This is a genomic window from Microbacterium sp. JB110 (genome assembly GCF_003335195.1).
GTDB lineage: Bacteria > Actinomycetota > Actinomycetes > Actinomycetales > Microbacteriaceae > Microbacterium.
On the sequence record NZ_QPGM01000001.1, the window covers coordinates 84,023 to 105,666 of the forward strand.

Annotated in this window: 19 protein-coding genes; 16 read left to right on the forward strand and 3 right to left on the reverse strand. The window is 68.4% G+C overall.

The features are described from left to right. Positions 1–67: 67 nt before the first annotated feature. Positions 68–2,056, reverse strand: coding sequence for a Stk1 family PASTA domain-containing Ser/Thr kinase (pknB, locus tag CIK77_RS00380; RefSeq protein WP_087055641.1), 1,989 nt, complete (start codon positions 2,054–2,056; stop codon positions 68–70). Positions 2,057–2,276: 220 nt separating this feature from the next. Further along, on the reverse strand, positions 2,277–3,581 hold the full coding sequence (locus CIK77_RS00385) for a LysM peptidoglycan-binding domain-containing protein (protein ID WP_087055640.1): 1,305 nt from the start codon (positions 3,579–3,581) through the stop codon (positions 2,277–2,279). Between the two features lie 176 nt (positions 3,582–3,757). On the opposite strand from CIK77_RS00385, the gene CIK77_RS00390 reads away from it, so the two are divergent. Then, a complete protein-coding gene (locus CIK77_RS00390; RefSeq protein ID WP_087055639.1) occupies positions 3,758–4,105 on the forward strand; it encodes an Rv2175c family DNA-binding protein in 348 nt (115 codons plus the stop codon). Between the two features lie 79 nt (positions 4,106–4,184). Here CIK77_RS00390 and CIK77_RS00395 read toward each other — a convergent pair whose 3' ends face one another. Then, the gene (locus CIK77_RS00395; RefSeq protein WP_087055638.1) at positions 4,185–5,285 is read right to left on the reverse strand and encodes a polyprenyl synthetase family protein; all 1,101 of its coding nucleotides are present in this window, start codon (positions 5,283–5,285) and stop codon (positions 4,185–4,187) included. Between the two features lie 65 nt (positions 5,286–5,350). On the opposite strand from CIK77_RS00395, the gene CIK77_RS00400 reads away from it, so the two are divergent. From CIK77_RS00400 to CIK77_RS00470, 15 genes are all read left to right on the forward strand, one after another. After that, positions 5,351–5,734 carry a DUF3040 domain-containing protein gene (locus CIK77_RS00400; RefSeq protein WP_087055637.1) on the forward strand — a complete coding sequence of 128 codons (384 nt, stop codon included), beginning with the start codon at positions 5,351–5,353 and terminating at the stop codon, positions 5,732–5,734. A gap of 233 nt (positions 5,735–5,967) precedes the next feature. Further along, positions 5,968–6,399, forward strand: coding sequence for a division/cell wall cluster transcriptional repressor MraZ (gene mraZ / locus CIK77_RS00405; protein ID WP_087055636.1), 432 nt, complete (start codon positions 5,968–5,970; stop codon positions 6,397–6,399). Between the two features lie 104 nt (positions 6,400–6,503). Then, positions 6,504–7,457 (forward strand): 16S rRNA (cytosine(1402)-N(4))-methyltransferase RsmH, encoded by a 954-nt coding sequence (gene rsmH / locus CIK77_RS00410; RefSeq protein ID WP_087055635.1) that lies wholly within the window; start codon positions 6,504–6,506, stop codon positions 7,455–7,457. Beyond that, a complete protein-coding gene (locus tag CIK77_RS00415) occupies positions 7,454–8,089 on the forward strand; it encodes a hypothetical protein (RefSeq protein ID WP_249268651.1) in 636 nt (211 codons plus the stop codon). Before rsmH ends, CIK77_RS00415 begins: the two co-directional genes overlap by 4 nt. A gap of 9 nt (positions 8,090–8,098) precedes the next feature. After that, positions 8,099–9,886 carry a peptidoglycan D,D-transpeptidase FtsI family protein gene (locus tag CIK77_RS00420; RefSeq protein ID WP_087055634.1) on the forward strand — a complete coding sequence of 596 codons (1,788 nt, stop codon included), beginning with the start codon at positions 8,099–8,101 and terminating at the stop codon, positions 9,884–9,886. A 22-nt stretch (positions 9,887–9,908) separates the two neighbouring features. Further along, complete coding sequence (locus CIK77_RS00425) at positions 9,909–11,321, forward strand: UDP-N-acetylmuramoyl-tripeptide--D-alanyl-D-alanine ligase (RefSeq protein ID WP_087055633.1); 1,413 nt, start codon at positions 9,909–9,911, stop codon at positions 11,319–11,321. Then, positions 11,318–12,427, forward strand: a complete 1,110-nt coding sequence (gene mraY / locus CIK77_RS00430; RefSeq protein ID WP_087055632.1) for a phospho-N-acetylmuramoyl-pentapeptide-transferase — start codon at positions 11,318–11,320, stop codon at positions 12,425–12,427. The genes CIK77_RS00425 and mraY overlap by 4 nt, the downstream gene beginning before the upstream one ends. Further along, a complete protein-coding gene (gene murD / locus CIK77_RS00435) occupies positions 12,409–13,926 on the forward strand; it encodes a UDP-N-acetylmuramoyl-L-alanine--D-glutamate ligase (RefSeq protein WP_170934189.1) in 1,518 nt (505 codons plus the stop codon). The genes mraY and murD overlap by 19 nt, the downstream gene beginning before the upstream one ends. Before the next feature lie 17 nt (positions 13,927–13,943). Further along, positions 13,944–15,176: a putative lipid II flippase FtsW gene (gene ftsW / locus CIK77_RS00440; RefSeq protein WP_087055630.1), complete on the forward strand. Its 1,233-nt coding sequence runs from the start codon at positions 13,944–13,946 to the stop codon at positions 15,174–15,176. A 32-nt stretch (positions 15,177–15,208) separates the two neighbouring features. Next, positions 15,209–16,306, forward strand: coding sequence for a UDP-N-acetylglucosamine--N-acetylmuramyl-(pentapeptide) pyrophosphoryl-undecaprenol N-acetylglucosamine transferase (locus CIK77_RS00445; RefSeq protein ID WP_087055629.1), 1,098 nt, complete (start codon positions 15,209–15,211; stop codon positions 16,304–16,306). 130 nt (positions 16,307–16,436) lie between these two features. Then, positions 16,437–17,840 carry a UDP-N-acetylmuramate--L-alanine ligase gene (murC, locus tag CIK77_RS00450; protein ID WP_087055628.1) on the forward strand — a complete coding sequence of 468 codons (1,404 nt, stop codon included), beginning with the start codon at positions 16,437–16,439 and terminating at the stop codon, positions 17,838–17,840. Next, the gene (locus tag CIK77_RS00455; protein WP_249268650.1) at positions 17,841–18,902 is read left to right on the forward strand and encodes an FtsQ-type POTRA domain-containing protein; all 1,062 of its coding nucleotides are present in this window, start codon (positions 17,841–17,843) and stop codon (positions 18,900–18,902) included. A 198-nt stretch (positions 18,903–19,100) separates the two neighbouring features. Next, on the forward strand, positions 19,101–20,288 hold the full coding sequence (ftsZ, locus tag CIK77_RS00460; protein ID WP_087055627.1) for a cell division protein FtsZ: 1,188 nt from the start codon (positions 19,101–19,103) through the stop codon (positions 20,286–20,288). Between the two features lie 127 nt (positions 20,289–20,415). Further along, complete coding sequence (locus CIK77_RS00465; RefSeq protein ID WP_087055762.1) at positions 20,416–21,099, forward strand: YggS family pyridoxal phosphate-dependent enzyme; 684 nt, start codon at positions 20,416–20,418, stop codon at positions 21,097–21,099. A gap of 32 nt (positions 21,100–21,131) precedes the next feature. Further along, positions 21,132–21,611: a cell division protein SepF gene (locus CIK77_RS00470; protein WP_087055761.1), complete on the forward strand. Its 480-nt coding sequence runs from the start codon at positions 21,132–21,134 to the stop codon at positions 21,609–21,611. The last annotated feature ends 33 nt before the right edge of the window (positions 21,612–21,644 follow it).

Below are 21,644 nucleotides of genomic sequence, written 5' to 3' on the forward strand. Positions count from 1 at the left end.
CGCAGTTACATAGGCATTCGCGGAGAACGTAGGCACTCGCGGGCGCAGCGCTGCAGTGGGGCGCGGGTCAGATCGGGCCGTCGTTGTCGAGGAGGAGCTTGACCGTGGTGCCGGGCAGGAGGCGTTCTCCCTCGTCTGGATCGGTGCCTGTGGCGACGATCCAATCGTTGCGGAAACCGTTCCACAGCACGTTGTACTCGACCTCGAATCCTGCGTCCTCGAGGGCCTGGATCGCCTGGTCGCGATGCATGCCCTCGACATCCGGGACGGGGACGGGTTCGGGGCCGAGAGACGTGATCAGCTGGATCGTGTCGCCCTCGGCGAAGACGCCGTCCTTCTCCACGGTGCCGATCACCTGATCGGCCGAGATCGTGTCGCTGTACTGCTCCTTGACATCGTCAGCGACCGTCAGTCCGACGTCCTCGAGTGTGTTCTCGGCGTCCTGCACGGAGCGCCCTGCGACATCAGGCACCGCTCCGAGCGACACGGACAGCACCGCGGCGTCGCCGTCGTGGACGGTGCAGCCGTCGATGCACTTGACCAGTTCGTCGTCGTCGCCCGCCCCTCTCGGTCGGATGCGGACGTTCGTGACGTTGCCGGGGGTCGCATCGAGGTAGTACTTGCGCACGCTCTCGACCTCGATTCCGAGCTCATCCAACTGGTCCGTCGCCTCGCCGAGCGCTGTGCCTGGCAGCGCAGGAATGTCGACTTCCGCTGCGCCCAATGACACGTTCACTGCGACGACCGTCTCCCGGTCAACGGATGCGCCGGGCTCGGGGTCGGTTCCGATGACGGTGCCCGGTTCCTCGGAGAGGCTGTGCACCCCGTGCTCCTCGGCGACCAGATCGAGTTCCGACAGCGTCGCCTCGGCTTGGGCGAACGTGCCGTCCGACACATCGGGGAGCGTGACGCGGGAACCGGGCCCAGAGCCCCAGTACCATCCGCTGCCCCCGGCGACGATGGACAGCACCAGCAGGAGGGCGACCAACCAGAAGCCGCGCCGGGAGCGCCGCTCCGTGACGCGGCGCAGTCTGACGGAGTTGTCGACGGGCTGCGGACCCGTCGACAGCATCTGACCGCCCGTGATCGCGGCGGTGACCTGCTCGGTGCGCGAGAACGGCATCACCTTGGTCGGATCGCTGGGCTCGGGGTCCTCGCTGGGCGCGTGGGGGACGACGATGGACGGCCCGCGCGAGGCCATCGGTGCGATGCCCAGCTCCCGCTCGATCTCGCGCAGCCTGTCGAGCATCTCGCCCGCGTCTCCCGGGCGCTCGTCCGGGTCCTTCTCCGTCGCCCAGAGCACCAGCTCGTCGATCTGCTCCGGCACGCCTGGATTGCGCACGCTCGGGCGCGGCACGGAATCCGTGGCGTGCTGGTAGGCGATCTGCATGGGCTGCTCGCCGCGGAACGGCTGCACACCCGTGAGCATCTCGTAGAGCATGATGCCGAGCGCGTAGATGTCGCTGCGGGCGTCGGCCATGCCGCGCGTGACCAGCTCGGGCGCGAGGTACGCGATCGTTCCCAGCAGCTGCGCGCCCGTTGCGGTGTTGGCGCTTGTGGCGCGGGCGAGCCCGAAGTCGCCGATCTTGATGCGCCCGTCCTCCGCGAGCAGCACGTTCTCCGGCTTGACGTCGCGGTGGATCAGGCCCCCGGTGTGTGCGGCGGCGAGCCCGGAGAGCACAGCGTCCATCACGGTGATCGTCTGAGTGATGGTGAGGCGCTTCTGCTCCTTGAGCAGATCGCGCAGCGTGATGCCTGGCAGGTACTCCATCACCAGGTACGCCAGCTCGCCGTCCTGACCCTGGTCGAACACGTTCACCACGTGCGGGTCGGCCAGGCGTGCAGCTGAGCGCGCCTCCTGGATGAATCTGCTCTGGAAGACGCTGTCGTCGCTCAGGTGCGCGTGCATCACCTTCAGGGCGATGCGGCGCTCCAACCGGAGATCCGTGGCGACGTACACGGTTGCCATGCCGCCGCGGGCGATGCGCGATCGCACCCTGTAGCGGTCGTCGACAAGCTGCCCGATCAACGGGTCGACTTGCTGGCTGGTGCTCACGGCGTCATTCTACGGTTGCGGTGCGGACATCGGCGGGAGCGCAACACCCGCGCAATCACGCGGGTGGCGGGTCGTTATGCAGTCGTGAACGTGCCGCAGGCGCGCGCTCGGCACGCCGCAGGGACGGAACAGATGTCCTCCCTCGTCAGCTGACGAACACGAGGTGCGCGACCCACACCGTCGCGATGCTGCGCAGTCGGCGGTCAGCGGCAGAACACGGTCAGCCGAGCTCGTCGAGCCAGCGGCCGGCCTGCGTCTTCCACTGGGCGTAGCGGTCGGGGTGGGCGGAGACCTGCACGGCCTGAGACGCGTCTCCGAATGGCATGCTCTCCCACCCTGGAATGTCGTACAGCCCGCGCGTGGAATGCCCGTTCGGGTCGTGTGCGCCGCCGAAGAAGGCCTTCGTCGCCCGCTCCCGATCGAGGATCTGCTCGTGCGTGCCCCATCCCTTGGACGTGCGCTGCTGGAACAGACCGAGGGAGTCGCGGTCGCCGTAGTCGACGTTGCGAAGCGATGACTCGACCATCGCGGTTGCGAGCGCCTCGGTGATGGCGCGGTCGCCGGCATCGATCTTGCGCCCGACCCGGATGATGAGGGCGGCGTTCTCGGCCTGAGCGGCATCGAGGTAGGAGAAGCGCTGCCCGTTGTCGGCGGGCACGGGGTCGGGTGACTGCAGCGACAGGGATTGGCCAGGGTAGATGATCGCGCCCTGCTCGAGGTCGTTCGCCGCCAGGATCGACGCGACGCTCACCTCGTGCCTGCTGGCAATCGCCCACAGCGTGTCGCCGGAGGTCACCGTGTGCGTGGGAGCTGCGTTCGAGGAGCTGCTCGCCGGCGCGGGTGACGCCGGCCCGGTGGATCCGGAGCCGCCGACGGTGAGTTTCTGCCCCGGCATGATGGTGGCGGATGAGCCGAGGTCGTTCTCGGCGAGGATGTCCTGCACACTGGTGCCGTACTCGCGCGCGATGCTCCACACGGTCTCACCGGACGCGACGACGTGTGTCGTGCTGTTCGTGCCGGACGAGGACGACTTCTGCGATGACGCCGAGGTCGAGCCGCCAGATGATGAGGTGGAACCGTTCAGCTTCAGCTTCTGACCGGGGTGGATGATCGATGAGGCCTTGAGGCCGTTGGCGCGCACGAGCTCGCTGAGTGTGAGACCGTGCGTGCTGGCGATCGACCAGAGCGTCTCGCCGGATGAGACCGTGTGAGTGCTCGCGGCGGGGGAGTCCGATCCGGATGACGATGCCCCGCTCGAGGAGGATGACCCGGTCTCGGGCGGCGCACTCAGGCGAAGCGTCGCTCCCGGCAGGACGGCGCGCGCGTCGTCGTAGCTGAGGCCGTTCCAGCTGAGCAGGTCGGCGACCTGCAGTCCGTGTGTGATCGCGATGCGGGTGAGCGTCTCGCCAGGGCGGACCTCGTGCGCGTCGGCCGCGGCCGCGGCATCGCCGACGCCGAGTGTGAGTGCCAGTGACCCGACGACGGCAACGGGCGCGGCGCTGAGTGTGGTGCGTGAGATCGGCATCGGAACCCCCTGATGGTCTCGGCTCACGCTGTCAAAGAAGTTAATTCATGTCAATAGTTGGTAACGGTTGAGGCAGAAGTTGTAGATGTTACTGATGTGACGAAAGTCGATTGTGGTTCGCGCAGTGCGTGCGGTGCTCGCGTCGCGGCTGCCCGTGCGGATGCGACAATGGGGGTGTGCCTGAGACGACTCCCCCTGCGTACCCGACCGACTGGTTGCCGATTCCCGACGCGGCCGAGCACCTCGGCGTGACCGCGGGGCAGGTGCGTCGCCTGCTCGAGGACGGCGTGCTCATCGCCTCGCGCAGGGACGGCGTGCTGAAGGTGCCGTCCGTATTCATCGTGAACGGCGAACCGCTGTCGTCGCTGCGCGGAACCGTGGTCGTGCTGCACGACGTCGGTTTCGAGGTCGACGAGATGATCGACTGGTTGCTGAACGTCGAGGACGCGCTCGGCAACGCCCCGATCGAGTCGCTCCTGGCCGGCCGGAAGGCCGAGGTGCGCCGCGTCGCCCAGGTGCTCTGACTGCCCAGGGATCTCGCCGATGGGGCGCGTCGTGCGCAGTCGTCGTGAACGGCGAAGCTGAGAACGAGGGCGCAACCGCTCAGGCGGTGCGCTGAGTCGCGTCTCGCGCGAGGTCGCGGAGCGAGTTGACGGCCTTGTCTCCGAGAGGGGCGCCGGTGAGCGCGCGGTCCGCGTCGTCCGAGAAGCGCGCGATGCGCTCCTCCACTCTCTGCAGTGCGCCCGTGTCCCTGATCGTGTGCGCCAGCACGGCGACCTGGGTCGCGTCGAGGTCGGGCTCGCCGAACAGCTCGTCGAACGAACGCAGAGCGGTGCCGGCCAGTTCCGCGCGCGCGAGCGCGACGAGCAGCGTTCGCTTGCCCTCGCGCAGGTCGTCTCCCGCGGGCTTGCCGGTGCGTGCTTCGTCGCCGAAGACGCCCAGGACGTCGTCGCGCAGCTGGAAGGCCAGGCCGATCGGGAGGCCGAAGCCTCGCAGCGCGTCGAGTTGGTGTCCGTCGGCGCCAGCCAGGGCGGCGCCGATCACGAGCGGCTGCTGCACGCTGTAGCGCGCTGACTTGTACGACGCGATCCGCAGCGCGCGATCCGGAAGCTCAGCTTCCGGTGCGACCGACCACGCCGACTCCTCGGCGACGTCGAGGAACTGCCCGAGCGTCACCTCTCGACGCATCAGACCGTATTCCGCACGCGCCGCCGCGCCGGCGAGCCGTGGCGCATCGGCCAGCGACTGCTCCAGCAGATCGTCGCTCCACGCGACCAGCAGATCGCCGAGCAGGAGTGCGCCGGAGCGGCCGAACGACGCCGCGTCGCCCGACCAGCCGGCCGCACTGTGCGCTGCTTCCAGCGCACGATGGGCGGATGGGCGCCCGCGCCGAGTGTCGGCGTTGTCGATGATGTCGTCGTGCACCAGTGCTGCGGCCTGGAACACCTCGAGGGCCGCGGCGACGCCGATCGCGTCGGAGCCGTGCGTCAGGTCGGCGGCCGCAGCCGGACGGTCGGCGACAGCATGCCAACCGGTGGCGCAGAAGCGCCCCCGCAGGCGTTTTCCGCCCGTCAGAGCAGTCGCGGCGTGCTCGACGAACAGCGCCGCTTCGGTGCCGGAACCGGCCGCTTCGATCCGTTTTTCCGTCACGAAGCTTTCGAGACGCTGAGAGATGGCCTCGATCAGCGTTTGAGTAGGCGTCACGGGCCTAGCCTAGTTATCGTCACGGGCGGTAGACTGAGACAAGTCAACACACGGGAGGGAACCCGATGCCACTCTCCGAACAGGAACAGCGTCTGCTGGACGAGATGGAGCGTCATCTCATGCAGCACGACGCCGACGTCGTGCACGCGTCGGGCGGGCGGTCGCTCAGCTACCGCAATCTCGTCGCAGGAGTCATCGTCGCGATCGTCGGCCTCGGCGCCATCATCGCGGGTGTCACCGTGTGGCAGTCGAACATGGTGCTGGGCATCGTGCTGGGCGTGATCGGCTTCGCCGCGATGCTCGGTGGCGTGATTCTCGCCTCCACACCGATGAAGAACGCGCCGGACAAACCGGGCAAGGAGCAGAGCAAGCCTGAACGGGTCGATCGATCCGGCTCCTTCATGGATCGCCTCGGCGAAAGGTGGGATCGCCGCCAGAACGGCGAGTAGCCCGCTGCCAGCGCAAAAGCGTCGACCGAAAGGTCGGCGCTTTTTTCGTGTGCCGTCCCGATCGCCGCCGTGCTGGCCCTCCACCGTCCTCCACCGCCGTACTCCCTTGAAACTTCAGGGGATGCGGCGGTGGTTTCGTTGTGGGAATATCGTCTTGGTCCTAGACAGTGGGGGAAAGTGGAGTAAAGTGGAGCTCACCTTGGATTGGCCGGATGAAGAGGGGGTGAGGGCCGATGCTGTTGGGCACGCATACCCCGAAGCTCGACGACAAAGGGCGCGTCATCCTCCCCGCCAAGTTCCGGGAGGAGCTCGCCGGCGGCATCGTCATCACCCGCGGCCAGGAGAGGTGCCTGTACGTGTTCTCCACCTCGGAGTTCGAACAGGTGCACGAGCGGATCCGGCAGGCGCCGCTCAGCAACAAGCAGGCCCGCGACTTCCTTCGCATGTTCCTCTCAGGTGCGAGCGCGGAGACGCCTGACGGACAGAACCGCATCACCGTTCCGCAGCACCTGCGCACGTACGCGGGTCTCGAGAAGGAGCTCGTCGTCACGGGCGTCGGCGCCCACGCCGAGATCTGGGACGCGAACGGCTGGAACGACTACCTCGCCGCCAACGAGGACGACTACTCGGAGATGGAGCAGGAGGTGATCCCGGGCCTCTTCTGAAGACCGACCCCTGGCTGTGATCCCCAGCCGCAGCCCTGACATCACTTCCCCGGTGGCAGGTCGAGCGGATGGGAATCAGAGCCAGGGGGAGGAACCGGAGCATCATGAACTTTCGCGACATCCACACACCGGTCCTGTTGGACCGCTGCGTCGAACTCCTCGCACCCGCGCTCGAGCGCGACGGCGCCGTATACGTCGACGGCACGCTCGGAATGGGCGGGCACTCGGAAGCCGTGCTCACGCGATTCCCCGGCGCACGTCTGGTCGGCATGGACCGAGACCCGCAGGCGCTGCGGATCGCGGGGGAGCGGCTCGAACCCTTCGCCGATCGCGTGACGCTCGTGCACACCGTCTACGACGGCATCCGATACGCCCTCGACGAGGCCGGTCTCGCCTCGGCGGACGCGGTCCTGTTCGACCTCGGAGTCTCGTCGCTGCAGCTCGATGAAGCCGACCGCGGCTTCGCCTATGCGCAGGACGCTCCGCTCGACATGCGCATGGACCCGACGACGGGACCGACGGCGGCGGACGTGATCGCCACCTACTCCGAGGGTCAGCTGCGGCGCATCTTCGAGCGCTACGGAGAGGAGAAGCTCTCGGCGCGCTACGCGAGGGCCATCGTCCGGACGCGCCAGGAGTCGCCGATCGTTCGCTCCGGTGAGCTGGTCGACGTGCTGCAGGACGCCACGCCTGCTGCGGTGCGCAACGCAGGCCACCCGGCCAAGCGGGTCTTCCAGGCGCTGCGGATCGAGGTGAACGGGGAGCTCGCGGCGCTCGAGAGCGCGATCCCCGCGGCCCTCGAGGCGCTGAGCGTCGGCGGACGCATCGTCGTGATGAGCTACCAGTCGCTCGAGGATCGCTTCGTCAAGCGACTCTTCGCCGAGGCCACAGCATCGACGAGCCCCGCTGGGCTGCCGGTCGAGCTGCCGGGGCACTCACCGCGCTTCCGCGCTCTCGTGCGCGGCGCTGAGCAGGCGAGCGCGGCGGAGGCGGAGAGGAATCCGCGGGCCAGGCCAGTGCGGCTTAGGGCCGTCGAGAAGCTGAGGGAGTCGACGTGAGTCTCGCAGAATCCGATCTCCTGCTTCAGCCGACGCCGCGCAGGCGCCAGGACGACGCGCCGGGGGAGACTCCGGAGCCTCGTCGGCGCCTTCGCGCGCTCGAACGCCCCGAGGGCAGACGGCGCCCACGCACCGTGTACGCCGTTGTGGCGATGTTCGGAGTCATCCTCATCGCCGGTGCCCAGATCGTGCTGTCCATGCTGACCACGCAGGACAGCTACGCGGTCGCCGAGCTGATGCAGGAGCGCCGCGATCTCACCCTGCAGCAGCAGGGGCTCGAGGACGCGGTCGCCGGCCTCAGCTCGCCGCAGTACTTGGCCGCGAACGCCGCCGATCTCGGCATGGTGATCGACGGGGCGCCGAAGTTCCTGCGCCTCAGCGACGGCAAGGTGACGGGAACGGGCGCATCCTCGACGTGGAACTCGAGTGTGGACGTGTCGCCGTCGCAGGTCGGCAACGCGCTCATCGCCGACACGCCGCTCGCCACCGACCCCAACCGTTCGGTCGCGGGGAGCATCGAGACCGAGAAGTCCGAGGATGCGGGAGGCGAAAGCGGATCGGGCGGCGCGCAGGCGGAGCCGGAGGGACCGCCCTCCATCGACAAGGGGCTGCCGAGCCCCGAGACGCACTGACGAGGAATGATGAGCTCCACTCAGGGAACGAGCGCAGCCCGCTCACCGAGGCGTCGCACCGTCGTCGCACTGGCGTGCGTCGTGGTGATCATCCTGGCTTTCGTCGTGCGCTTGGTCGATATCCAGGTCGTCAGCGCCAGCGAGCACCTCGATGAGGCATCGGACAAGGGTCTCAACGGCAGCAGGACCCTCTACGGCGTCCGCGGCTCGATCGTCGACGCGAACGGTCAGACGCTCGCCAGCAGCACCCAGCTGTACGACGCGAACATCGATCCGAAGCTGGCTGTCGACATGACGACGCGCGACGACGAGGGCAACGAGATCGACGTGCCGTTCTCGACGTATGCGCCGGACATCGCCGAGGTCCTCGGACGCGATGCGGAAGACATCGAGAAGATCGTCGACGAGGCGATCGCGATCGATCCCGACGACCGGTGGGAACGGCTCGCGCGGAACATCACGACGACCCAGTACGTCGATCTGGTCGAACTCGGTCTGCCCTTCATCACCTACGAGCCGAAGCCGGCGCGTTCGTATCCCGCAGGCTCCGTCGCCGGGAACCTTCTGGGTTTCGTCGGCTCCGACGGGCCGCAGGCCGGCTACGAGCGGATCGAGAACGAGTGCCTCGCCTCGACGAACGGCAAGGAGACCTTCCAGCAGAGTCCCAGCGGAGTGCGCATACCAGGCACGGAGAACGTGGATTCTGCGGCCGACGGCGGCACGCTGCAGCTCACGATCGACTCCGATCTGCAGTGGTATCTGCAGGAGATGATCGCCGAGGAAGTGCAGTCGAAGAAAGCCGAATGGGGCTCGGTGACCGTCGTGGACGCCGAGACGGGCGCGATCAGGGCCGCCGCTGAGGCGCCGTCGATCGACCCCAACGACGTGAACGCGAGCGACCCTGCGGACAGGGGCTCGCGCATCTTCCGCACCACCTACGAGCCGGGGTCGACCTTCAAAGCGATCACCGCGGCCATGCTGCTCGACGCGGGGAAGGCGACGCCGTCGTCGACGGAGTACGTGCCGACCAGGGAGTACTTCGACAACGGTGCGGTGGTGAACGACGCCGCACCGCACCCTGATTACCACTACACGCTCGCCGGCGTGCTGATCGACTCGTCGAACGTCGGCATCTCGAAGTTCGGCGACCGGCTCTCCATGCCGGAGCGCCACGACTACCTCGAGGCGTTCGGCGTCGGCAGCCGCACCTCCGTCGGCTTCGGCGGAGAGGAGTCCGGCCTGCTGAGGTCGGCGGACGACTGGGACAACCAGACCCGCTACGCCACCAGTTTCGGGCAGGCCTTCACGGTCACGGCTCCGCAGGTCGCAGGTGCCTACCAGGCGCTCGCGAACGACGGTGTGAAGCTGCCGGTGCATCTGGTCGAATCCTGCACGCTCGCCGACGGCACGGTGGTCGAACCCGACCTGCCCGAGGCGGAGCAGATCGTCAGCGAGAAGACGGCAGATCAGGTGATGTCGCTGATCGAGAACGTCGCGGTGCAGGGCGGCAACACTGTCGACGTGCCAGGCTACCGCGTCGGCATCAAGACAGGTACGGCGCAGAAATCTGACGGCAACGGCGGGTACAAGCCCGGGGTGTACGCGACCAGCATCGTCGGCGTCGCTCCGATCGACGACCCGCAGTACGTGGTCATTGTCACCCTTGACGAGCCGAAAACGATAAGGTCGTCTGCGGCCACTGTGTCGGCCCTCGAGAAATCGCTCAACCAGGTGCTGAAGACCTACCGGGTGACGCCATCGAGCGGAGAGCCGACTCTCTACCCCAAGACAAAATGATGCGTGGCCGCAGGAGGACCGCTTGATCGCGCTGACGCTGGCGGAGATCGCCGAGACCATCGGCGGTGCTCTGCGCACCCACGGCGACGACACACCGGAGACCATCGTCTCCGGCGGTGTCGACACCGATTCCCGCAACATGGCGGCGGGAGGAGTCTTCGTCGCCAAACCAGGCGATGCAACCGACGGTCACCTCTTCGTCGGCGCCGCCGTGCAGGGCGGCGCGGCGCTGGCCATCGTCGAGCGCGAGGTGGACGAACCGGTCTCACAGATCGTGGTGCCGGATGTCGTCGTCGCGCTGGCCGACCTCGCCCGCGAGGTCGTCGCCCGTGTGCGCTCCGGCGGTGACCTGCGGGTGGTCGGTGTGACGGGTTCGAACGGCAAGACCACCACCAAGAACATGCTCGCGGAGATCCTGCGCGAGTCGGGCGAGACGATCTGGCCCGTCGCCAGCTTCAACAATGCAGTGGGCGCGCCGCTGACGATGCTGCGGGTCACTGAGACGACGCGGTTCCTGATCTGCGAATTCGGTGCGGATGCGTCAGGGCAGATCGCGCGGCTCGCCGGCCTCGTCACCCCGGATGTCGGGATCGTGCTGATGGTCGGGCTGTCCCACGCAGGCGGCTTCGGCGACATGGAGCAGACGGCGATCGCCAAGCGCGAGCTGATCGAGGCAGTGCGCCCAGGCGGCGTCGCCGTGCTCAACGCCGACGACGCCCGCGTCGCCGCGATGGCCGGCACCGCTGCGGAGCGCGGACTCAGCGTGCGCTGGTTCGGCGACGGCGACACGGCCGACGTGCGCGCCGAGGACATCCGGGTCACCGCATCCGGCACCGAGACCCGGCTGTATGTCGACGGCGAGCGGTACGAGCTGCGCCTGCGCGTGCTCGGAGCCCACCACGTGAAGAACGCGCAGGCGGCTCTCACAGCCGCCGTCGCGCTCGGCATCGACCCGGCCGTCGCGACCGAGCGGCTCGAGCGGGTGGAGCTGGCAGAGCGCTGGCGCATGCAGGTGATGGGCAACGATCGAGTGCGCATCATCAACGACGCCTACAACGCCAGCCCCGAGGCCATGCAGGCCGCACTGCGCACGCTCGCTCAGATCACGGGCGAGGACGAGCGGATGGTGGCCGTGCTCGGCTCGATGAGCGAACTGGGCGAGCGCGCCGTCGAGGAGCACCAGAAGATCGGGCTGCTCGCCGTGCGTCTGCGCATCCCGCGCATCGTCGTCGTGGGGCGCGAAGCCAGGCCGCTGTACCTCTCGGCGATCGCTGAGGGCTCATGGAACGATGAGGCCGTGTTCTTCGAGACGGCTGAGGCGGCCTACGACTACCTCGCAGCGGAGCTGCGCGACGGCGACAGGGTGCTGGTGAAGTCTTCGAACGCGGCAGGTCTCAGGCTTCTCGGCGACCGTCTGGGAGGATTGTTCTCGTGAGAGCACTACTGACTGCGGCCGCGATCTCCTTCGCCTTCGCGATCTTCCTCACTCCGGTCTTCCTGCGGGCCTTCCGCGCGTGGGGCTGGGGTCAGGTCATTCGCACCCCTGAGGCGATCGAGAACCCGAGCCACGGTGCCAAGCGCGGCACACCGACGATGGGCGGGGCGATCTTCATCGTCGGCACCATCGCGGGCTATCTGATCGGGTGCTACACCGCGAACATCCCGCCGACGCTGTCCGGCTGGCTCGTGATCTGGCTGATGGTCGGCTTCGGCGCGGTCGGGTTCATCGACGACTTCCTCAAGGTGCGCACCCAGCACTTCGGCGGGCTGAAGAGCTGGCAGAAGATCATCGGCCAGGTCATCGTGATCGTGCCGTTCGCGATCCTCGCGCTGAATTTCCCCGACGACTCCGGCCAGACCCCCGGCAGCGGCGCGATCTCGCTCGTGCGCGATCTGCCGATGCTGTCGTTCTTCTTCTTCACGCCGGTGCTGGCGTGGCTGCTGTACCTCGTCTGGCTGTCGCTGCTCGGCGTCGGCTTCTCGAACAGCGCCAACCTCACGGACGGCCTCGACGGCCTGGCGGCGGGCGTCGGAATCTTCGTGATCGGCGCATACAGCCTCATCGCCTACTGGCAGTTCAATCAGGCGTGCTCTGGCGCCGCACTCGCCGATGCCTCGGCCGAGGCGTGCTACATGGTGCGAGATCCGCTCGATCTCGCGATCATCGCGGCGGCGTTCGTGGGGGGCCTGGTGGGCTATCTGTGGTGGAACGCACCCAAGGCGAAGGTGTTCATGGGCGATGTCGGCTCGATGTCGATCGGCGGTGTGGTGATGGCGATGGCCGTGCTCACGCACACCGAACTGCTCGGCATCCTGATCGCCGGCGGTTACGTCATCTCGTCCGGCTCCGTCCTGCTCCAGCGCGTGTACTTCAAGGCGACCCGCGGCAAGCGGCTGTTCCTGATGAGTCCGCTGCACCACCACCTCGAGATGCGCGGCTGGCAGGAGACGCAGATCGTCGTCCGGCTGTGGATCGTCTCGGGCATCCTGGCCGTCACCGGCGTCGGCATCGTGTACGTCGAATGGCTGGCGGTCCGGTGAGCGCGCCGCTGGACGAGCTCACCAGCTGGAACGCCGATTGGAAGGGCCTGCGCGTCGGCGTGCTCGGGCTCGCGGCGACGGGATTCTCCGTTGCCGACACGCTCACCGAGCTGGGCGCAGACGTGCTCGTGGTCAGTGAGACGGCGACTCAGGAGTATGAGCGCCTGGTGCCGGTCATCGGCGCGAAGCTGCACCTCGGGCCGCTTCGCGACGTTCCGGATGAGCTGGTCGCCTTCGCCCCGGACGTCGTGGTCGCCTCGCCCGGATTCCCTCCGTCGCACCCCGTGGTGCGCTGGGTGCGCGAGAGCGGCATCGCCCTGTGGGGCGACATCGAGCTGGCATGGCGCGTGCGCGACAAGGTCACCCGTGCCGACGGCGCTCCAGCCGAATGGGTGCTCGTCACCGGCACGAACGGGAAGACGACGACTACGCGACTGGCCGCCACGATGATGGTCGAAGGCGGGCTGAGAGCCGCGCCGTGCGGCAACATCGGTGTTCCGGTGCTCGACGCGGTGCGCGACCCGGCGGGCTTCGACGTGCTCGTCGTCGAGCTTTCGAGCCACCAGCTCTGGTACCTCGGGCTGAACGACGATGCCGGTTCGCCCTCGCCTCATGCGTCCGTGTGCCTCAACGTCGCTGACGACCACCTCGAATGGCACGGCTCCGCCGAGGCGTATCGTGACGCCAAAGCCGTCGTGTACCGGCACACGAAGGTCGCGTGCGTGTACAACAAGTCCGACGAGGCGACGATGCGCATGGTCGAGGACGCCGATGTCGTCGACGGCGCTCGCGCCATCGGCTTCGATCTCGGCACGCCTGGCCCCAGTGATCTCGGCGTGGTCGACGGGATCCTCGCCGACAGGGCGTTCCTCGACGATCGGCGCACATCGGCGCTCGAGCTGAGCACGGTCGCCGAGCTCGCAGAGCACGGGCTCGCGGCAGGCCACATCGTGCAGAACATCCTCGCTGCGGCTGCTCTTGCGCGCTCGCTCGACGTGCCGCCTCCGGCGATCCGGAGCGCAGCGGCAGGATTCGAACTCGACCCGCACCGCATCCAGATCGTGGCGACGTCGAACGGCGTCACCTGGATCGATGACTCGAAGGCGACGAACCCCCACGCCGCCGGGTCGTCTCTGGCCGCCCACCCCGGCGCGATCTGGGTCGTCGGCGGGCTGCTCAAAGGCGTCGACATCTCGGCGCTCGTCGCGGATCGCGGCGCGGAGAGCCGAGCGGCGATCGTGATCGGCACCGAACGCCGCCCGGTCGTCGAGGCGTTCGCGCGACACGCGCCCCAGGTGCCGGTCTACGAGGTCGACCACGCGGAGACTGATGACGTGATGGCGCGCGCGGTCGCTCTGGCGGCAGACGCGGCGCGCGAGGGCGATGTGGTGCTGTTGGCCCCCGCAGCCGCATCGTTCGACCAGTTCCGCAGCTACGGCGAACGCGGCGACAGGTTCGCAGCCGCGGTGCGGGCGCACATCACAGAAGCCGACGGGTGACGAGCGGAGGGGGAGCGATGAGCCACACGACGCGCCCCCGTGAGAGCAGTGGGCCACGCCGCAAGGGCGGTCTGCTCGCCCGCGTGTCGCTGGGATCGAGATTCCAGGCGATCCCGCTCGAGTTCGTCCTGCTGGCCTCCACCGCGCTGATCCTCACCGCGTTCGGCGCGGTCATGGTGCTCTCGGCCACGAGCGTCGAGTCGATCGGCGCCGGTGGCGGCCCCTACGACGGGGCCGTCAAGCACGGTGTGTTCATCGTCATCGGCGTGCCGCTGATGTTCGTGCTGAGCCGGTTCCCCGTCGGGTTCTTCCGGAAGGTCGCCTGGCTGGCGCTCATCCTCGGTCTCGCGCTGCAGATGCTCGTGTTCACGCCGCTCGGCTACGAGACGGGCGGCAACCGCAACTGGATCCGCGTCGCCGGGTACACGATGCAGCCTGCGGAATTCCTCAAGCTGGCGTTCGTGGTCTGGCTCGGCGTGATCCTGTACCGCAAACGGGGACTGCTCACGAACTGGAAGCACGTGTTCGTGCCGATCGTGCCGGTGTCGGCGCTCGTGATCGGCTCGGTGCTGGCTGGCAAGGACCTCGGCACGGGCATGGTCCTGTTCCTGATCATGCTGGCGGCGCTGTTCTTCTCCGGTGTGAAGCTCAGGCTGTTCGTCATCCCGATGCTGATGTCGATCGTCGCGGTGGTCGGCCTGGCGGTTGCGAGCCCGAACCGGATGGGCCGCATCATGAGCTTCCTCAATGAGGACTGCAATTACTACGACGAGTGCTATCAATCGACGCACGGGATCTGGGCGCTTGCCGAGGGCGGGATCTTCGGCCTCGGTCTCGGCAACTCGAAGCAGAAGTACGGCTGGCTGCCGGCCGCGGCCGACGACTACATCTTCGCGATCGTCGGCGAGGAGCTGGGGCTGATCGGGTGCGCTGTGGTGCTGGTGATGTTCGGCCTGTACGCCTTCGCCGCATTCCGGATCGTTCGCCGCACGTCCGACCAGTTCGTCAGGGTGGTCGCGGCGACGATGACGATCTGGATCGTCGGCCAGGCGCTCATCAACATCGGCGTCGTCATCGGCGTGTTCCCCGTGCTGGGCGTTCCGCTGCCCTTCCTCTCCTCGGGCGGCACGTCGCTGCTCGCGGTGCTGCTGGGCACGGGCGTGCTGATGTCGCTCGCGCGGAGCCTGCCGCCGATCGAGCGCGGCATCGGCAGCGGAGAGTCCCAGCGGACACGGAGCGCGGCGCGGTAAGTGTCGCCTCCGGCATCTGCGAAGATCGATCGGTGACCACCTATCTCCTCGCGGGCGGCGGAACAGCCGGCCACGTCAACCCCCTGCTCGCCGTCGCCGACGGGTTGAGCGAACGCGCGCCGGGCGACGAGGTCCTGGTGCTCGGAACCGCTGAGGGGCTCGAATCGCGGCTCGTCCCCGCCCGCGGCTACGAGCTGCTGATCGTCGACAAGGTGCCGTTTCCTCGCCGTCCGAACGGTGCGGCGCTCCGGTTCCCCCTCCGGTTCCTGCGGGCCGTGAAACGCGTGAGAGCCTACATTCGCGACCGCGGCGTCGACGTCGTACTCGGCGTCGGCGGATACGCGTCGACGCCCGCATACGTGGCAGCCAAGCGCGAGAAGGTGCCGTTCGTCGTGCACGAGGCGAACGCACGCCCGGGGCTTGCCAACATCCTCGGCGCGCGATCGGCGCACGGGGTCGGCGTGGCGTTCCCCGGCACGCCGCTGAAACGCAGCGAGGTCGTCGGGATGCCGCTGCGACCGGAGATCGCCGGCCTCGATCGGGCGGCGAAGCGCGTCGAGGCCGCGGAGGAGTTCGGCCTAGACGCCGCGAAACCTGTGCTGCTGGTGTTCGGCGGCTCGCTGGGCGCGCTGCGGATCAACGACGCGATGGCCGCGGCGTGGCGCGACGTGCTCGACGCGGGCTGGCAGGTGCTGCACGTCACGGGGGATCGGTCGGAGCACGCCGATCCCGGCGCCCCTGGCTACGCGATGCGGCGCTACGTCGACCGCATGGACCTCGCCTTCGCGCTCTCGGATGTCGTGCTCGCTCGGGCGGGAGCCTCGACCGTGAGCGAGATCAGTGCGCTCGGCGTCCCTGCGATCTACGTGCCGTACGCCGTAGGCAACGGCGAGCAGCGACTGAATGCGTCCAGCGCCGTCGATGCCGGAGCCGCGATCATCGTCGACGACGCCGAGCTGACGGGCGAGGCGATCCGCGACCGCGTCGTTCCGCTGCTGCGTGACGCCGACCGCATCACCGCGATGGCGCGAGCCGCTGAGGACTCCGGCACTCGCGAAGGCGTGGCGAACGTCATCCGGATGCTGGACGCAGCGCTCCCGACACCCCGCGAGATGCCTGGGCCTCGTTGAGATGCCCCGTAATTCTCACCGTTCTGAACCATCCAGGGGCGGTTCGCGAGCGGAATCTGCCTGCGTGCCCGCTGAGAGACCGCGCGCCATCGCCTTCGCTTTCGGCCGCTCTGCCTAGACTCGAAGCGCCATGATTACTCCAGATCTCAGCGTCCCCGTTCCGGAGCGCATCCGCGCCGTGCACTTCATCGGCATCGGCGGATCCGGCATCTCCGGACTGGCGCGCCTGTTCCTCGCAGCAGGCATCCCCGTCTCCGGCTCAGACCGAGCCGAGAGCCAGAACACGCGCGACCTCTCAGGGCGCGGGGCGACTGTCGCGATCGGTCACGACGCAGCCAACCTCGGCGACGTCGACGCCGTCGTGTACACCGGGGCGATCTGGCCGGAGAACCCAGAGTTCCTCGCGGCGAAGGAGCGGGGAATCCCGGTGCTGCACCGCTCGCAGGCGCTGCACTATCTGATCGCAGGCCGACGCCTCGTGTCGGTCGCGGGCGCCCACGGCAAGACGACATCGACCGGCATGATCGTCACCGCGCTGGCCGGCGTCGGCGCCGACCCGAGCTACGTCAACGGCGGCGTCATCCAGCAGTACGGCACCTCGAGCCGCGCGGGCGAGGACGACCTGTTCGTCATCGAGGCCGACGAATCGGACAAGACCTTCCTGCTCTACGACACCTCCATCGCCCTGATCACCAACGTCGACGCCGATCATCTCGAGGCCTACGGCAGCCATGAGGCCTTCGACGATGCGTTCGTCCGGTTCGCCGACTCCGCAGGCGAGGCGGTCGTGATCTCCGCCGACGACGCCGGCGCGGTGCGGGTGGGTTCGAGACTCCGCCATCGCAGGGTCGTGACTTTCGGCGAGTCGCCGTCGGCCGACATCCGGGTCACGGACATCGTGACGTCCGGACCGGTGTCGTTCGTGCTCAGACACGCGGGCGAGCACGTCGAGGTGCGTCTGAACGTTCCAGGCCACCACAACGCGATCAACGCGGCAGGCGCCGTCGCCGTGCTGATGCAGCTCGGCTACCCGATGGCAGACGCCGCCCGCGCAGTGCAGGGCTTCGGCGGCACCGTACGGCGGTTCGAGCTGCACGGCACCCAGCGCGGCGTGAGCGTGTACGACGACTACGCACACCACCCGACCGAGGTCGCCGCCTGTCTGGAGGCCGCCCGCACGGTCGTGGGCTCCGGTCGCATCATCGCGCTGCACCAGCCGCACACCTACTCGCGCACTCAGCTCATGCACGCCGAGTTCGCCGAGACGCTCGAGCGGCTCGCCGACCACACGGTCGTGCTCGACGTGTACGGAGCGCGCGAGGACCCGATTCCCGGGGTGACGGGCGAACTCGTCAGCGCGGACTTCGCCGACGCCGAGAACGTGCATTTCGAGGCGGACTGGCAGCGAGCCGCCGAGTACACCGCGTCGGTCGCGCGCGACGGCGACTTCGTGATCACGCTCGGCTGCGGCAGCGTCTACCAGATCATCCCCCAGGTGCTCGACGCGTTGAAGAGCCGGGTCGAAGGACGCTGAGTGAAGCGGCCAGGCCCCCTTCCCTCGGCGCGCCCGGCACGACCGGGTCGTCGAGAAGCACCGTCCGCCCCCGATCTCGAGCAGACGGGGCCGGTGTCGGTCGCGGCGGACGACGGTCACGATGACGGGGTCGTCGGCGGGGGAGTGAGCGGACTGACGCGCATCTCCCGAGGCGCACTCCCGAGCAGGGAAGCCCAGCAAGCGCGAGGTGCCGCGGCCGACGACGAGGACGACACCGGCCGGTACGCGCAGGGCCGCGGGAGTCATGACCGAACCGAGGACGCTCCGGAGGACGAGCCGATCGGCTGGCGCGACCTCTGGCGGGCATCCCGCGCCAGGCGGCGGGCCCTCCGCGCCGAGGCGCGCCGGTTCACCGTACGCACGCGCAGGCGGCGCTGGTACTGGATCGGCTCGCTCGGTGCGGTCGTGCTGCTCATCGTCGGCACGCTCGCTGCCGCCTACAGCCCGCTCTTCTCAGTGCGTGAGGTCACGGTCGTCGGCGCTGACACGGTCGACGCCGATGCCATCGTCTCCGCGCTCGACGATCAGATCGGCACGCCGATGCCGCTCGTGGACCACTCGGCGATCCGCGCGGCAATGCTCGAGTTCCCGCTGATCGAGACGTATCAGGTCGAGTCGCACCCGCCGCACGAGCTGGTCGTGCGTCTCGTCGAGCGCACGCCCGTCGGTGCGATCGCCACTGACGCCGGGTACACGGTGGTCGACGCCGCAGGGGTCGCGCTGTCGACCCGAGAGGGGAAGCCGGAGGGTCAGCCCGTCATCGACGTCGGAGGCGGCACGTCGTCCGAGGCGTTCGCGGCCGTCGGCCAGGTGCTGCGTTCGCTGCCCTCCTCGCTGCGCAAACAGGTCACCGAGGTCACGGCGAGCTCGCCGCACGACGTCACCATCACACTCGGCGCATCGAACGCGAGCGTCGTATGGGGCAACGCATCCGACTCCGCGCTCAAAGCGGTTGTGCTCGAGGACGTCATGGCGGATCGACCGGCGGACGGTGTTCAGGAATACGACGTGTCGTCGCCGAATGCCGTCGTCGTCCGCTGATCGCGGGGCGCTCCGCCCGCTCTTTCCGTGCGGAATCGGCTCCGATGCGGCGACACGCCTAGCGCGAGCCCGGCGCCTCGGAGCTGTGCGCTTAGCGTCAAGGGAGAACAAATAGTTGCCGGGCAATACTTTAACCTTGAGGTAGAGGGTGAAAGTTCATCCCGGTCACGCCATGGTTCGCAACTAACGGAGGCCGGCATGAGCCAGAACCAGAACTACCTCGCCGTGATCAAGGTCGTCGGCGTGGGCGGCGGCGGCGTGAACGCCGTCAACCGGATGATCGAGCTCGGCCTTCGCGGGGTCGAGTTCATCGCCGTCAACACTGACGCTCAGGCGCTGTTGATGAGCGACGCCGACGTCAAGCTCGACGTGGGCCGCGAGCTCACGCGCGGCCTCGGCGCAGGCGCGGACCCCGAAGTCGGGCGGCGCGCTGCGGAGGACCACCAGGAGGAGATCGAGCAGGCTCTCGCCGGCGCAGACATGGTGTTCGTCACCGCAGGCGAGGGCGGCGGCACCGGCACGGGCGCTGCGCCCGTCGTCGCGCGCATCGCGAAGTCGATCGGCGCGCTGACCATCGGTGTCGTCACCAAGCCGTTCTCGTTCGAGGGCCGCCGCCGTCAGCAGCAGGCCGAGCTCGGTGTCGCGACTCTGAAGGAGGAGGTCGACACGCTCATCGTCGTGCCGAACGACCGCCTGCTCGAGATCAGCGATCGCGGCATCTCGATGGTCGAGGCGTTCGCAACCGCCGACCAGGTGCTCCTCGCCGGTGTGCAGGGCATCACCGACCTGATCACGACGCCCGGACTGATCAACCTCGACTTCGCCGATGTGAAGAGCGTGATGCAGGGCGCCGGTTCCGCGCTGATGGGCATCGGCTCCGCCAGAGGAGCCGATCGCGCCATCAAAGCGGCGGAGCTGGCCGTGGAGTCGCCGCTGCTCGAGGCATCGATCGAGGGTGCGCACGGTGTGCTGCTGTCGGTCCAGGGCGGTTCGAACCTCGGCATCTTCGAGATCAACGACGCAGCTCAGCTGGTCAAGGAGGCCGCGCATCCGGAGGCGAACATCATCTTCGGCACGGTCATCGACGACACGCTCGGCGACGAGGTGCGGGTGACGGTGATCGCCGCCGGCTTCGATGGCGGCGGACCGCAGACGAAGCTCGAGGTGCCTGAGATGGTCTCCCGTCCCGCGGCGCCGCAGGTGCCGGCGGTCGATGCCGCCTTCACCGCGGACAGGCGCGACGACACCGAGCGCCGCGAGGAGCCCGTCGCTCCCAAGCGCGAACAGCCGGTGCCCGTGCAGGCGGCACCGCCCGTCGTGCCGGACTCCGGCGGATTCGACACCGCGTTCGAAGACGATCTCGACATCCCCGAATTCTTGAAGTGAGCCGGGGCGTGTCTCGTCGTCGATCGCCTGGTGCGCAGGCGGCAGGTCCGCTCCGGTGTCGGAGATCGATGCAGATCTCGACGTCCAGGTCGATCTGCGGCACCGGAACGGGCGCCGGACGGCGATGATGACAGACAGCCTGTCTGATCGCCTCGCCGACGTCGATGCACGCATCGCGGATGCGGCGCGGGCAGCGGCGCGGGATCCCGGTGAAATCACCAGGATCGTCGTGACGAAGTTCCATCCGGCCTCGCTCATCCGGGAGCTCGCCGCCGAAGGCGTGCGCGACGTCGGGGAGAATCGTCAGCAGGAGCTGACGGCGAAGAGCGCCGATTGCGCGGATCTCGACATCGCGTGGCATTTCATCGGGCAGGCGCAGACGAAGAAGGCCGGCGCGATCCGTCGTGTTGCGAGTGCTGTGCACTCGGTCGACCGGGAACGCCTCGTCGACGCCTTGGAGCGAGCGGGAGAGGGCGAATCCGTGCTCGACGTTCTCGTGCAGGTGAACCTGACGGACGATGAGGGGCGCGGGGGCGTCAGTCCTGACGGGCTCGAGGCGCTCGCCGAGCGGATCGCCGGCGCGCCCTCGCTCGCTCTGCGGGGCGTGATGGCGGTCGCCCCGCTCGGTGAGGAGCCGGCGCGCGCCTTCGAGCGACTCGCCGGGTACTCCGCGCGGGTGCGCGGTGTGGTTCCGGAAGCCTGGTGGATCTCCGCCGGCATGACGACAGACTTCGTCGAGGCGGTGGCCCATGGTGCGACACACCTGCGAATCGGCGCGGCAATCACGGGCCAGAGGCCCGATCGGGCATAGCCTCGGAGACAACCAGCACGATGGAGGACGCGATGGGGAACCCGCTCAAGAAGACCATGGTCTACCTCGGCCTTGCGGACGAGGAAGAATACGACGAGACGACGGCGCAGGCCGAGCAGCCTGCACGCGAGGAGCGAGTGCGTCGTCACGAGCAGCAGGAGGAGCAGAAGCCTGCTCCGGTCACTCCGCTGCGCCGACCGGCCGTCGTGCGCCAACCCGCACAGGGCGCGGTCACCGAGATCGTCACAGTGCATCCCAAGCAGTACCGAGATGCGCAGGCGATCGCTGAGCACTTCCGCGACGGCGTGCCGGTGATCATGAACCTCTCGCAGATGAGCGACGCCGATGCGCGCCGCCTCATCGACTTCGCGAGCGGTCTTTCGCTCGGGCTGTACGGGCGCATCGAGCGCGTCACGAGCAAGGTGTTCCTGCTCAGCCCCGAGAACATCTCGGTTTCCGGCGACGGAAGCATCACCGCCGACGTCGAGACGCCAGCGGCGGCACTGTCCTGATCACGGCGCCCACGCCGCGTGCACGTGCACAGC

Excerpts from the sequence above, each read along its gene's own strand:
- CIK77_RS00420 (WP_087055634.1), top strand. The coding sequence starts at position 8,099 with ATGAGCTCCACTCAGGGAACGAGCGCAGCCCGCTCACCGAGGCGTCGC.
- CIK77_RS00470 (WP_087055761.1), top strand. The coding sequence starts at position 21,132 with ATGGGGAACCCGCTCAAGAAGACCATGGTCTACCTCGGCCTTGCGGAC.
- mraZ (WP_087055636.1), top strand. The coding sequence starts at position 5,968 with ATGCTGTTGGGCACGCATACCCCGAAGCTCGACGACAAAGGGCGCGTC.
- murC (WP_087055628.1), top strand. The coding sequence starts at position 16,437 with ATGATTACTCCAGATCTCAGCGTCCCCGTTCCGGAGCGCATCCGCGCC.
- CIK77_RS00400 (WP_087055637.1), top strand. The coding sequence starts at position 5,351 with ATGCCACTCTCCGAACAGGAACAGCGTCTGCTGGACGAGATGGAGCGT.
- ftsZ (WP_087055627.1), top strand. The coding sequence starts at position 19,101 with ATGAGCCAGAACCAGAACTACCTCGCCGTGATCAAGGTCGTCGGCGTG.
- CIK77_RS00465 (WP_087055762.1), top strand. The coding sequence starts at position 20,416 with ATGACAGACAGCCTGTCTGATCGCCTCGCCGACGTCGATGCACGCATC.
- rsmH (WP_087055635.1), top strand. The coding sequence starts at position 6,504 with ATGAACTTTCGCGACATCCACACACCGGTCCTGTTGGACCGCTGCGTC.
- CIK77_RS00385 (WP_087055640.1), bottom strand. The coding sequence starts at position 3,581 with ATGCCGATCTCACGCACCACACTCAGCGCCGCGCCCGTTGCCGTCGTC.
- murD (WP_170934189.1), top strand. The coding sequence starts at position 12,409 with ATGGCTGGCGGTCCGGTGAGCGCGCCGCTGGACGAGCTCACCAGCTGG.
- ftsW (WP_087055630.1), top strand. The coding sequence starts at position 13,944 with ATGAGCCACACGACGCGCCCCCGTGAGAGCAGTGGGCCACGCCGCAAG.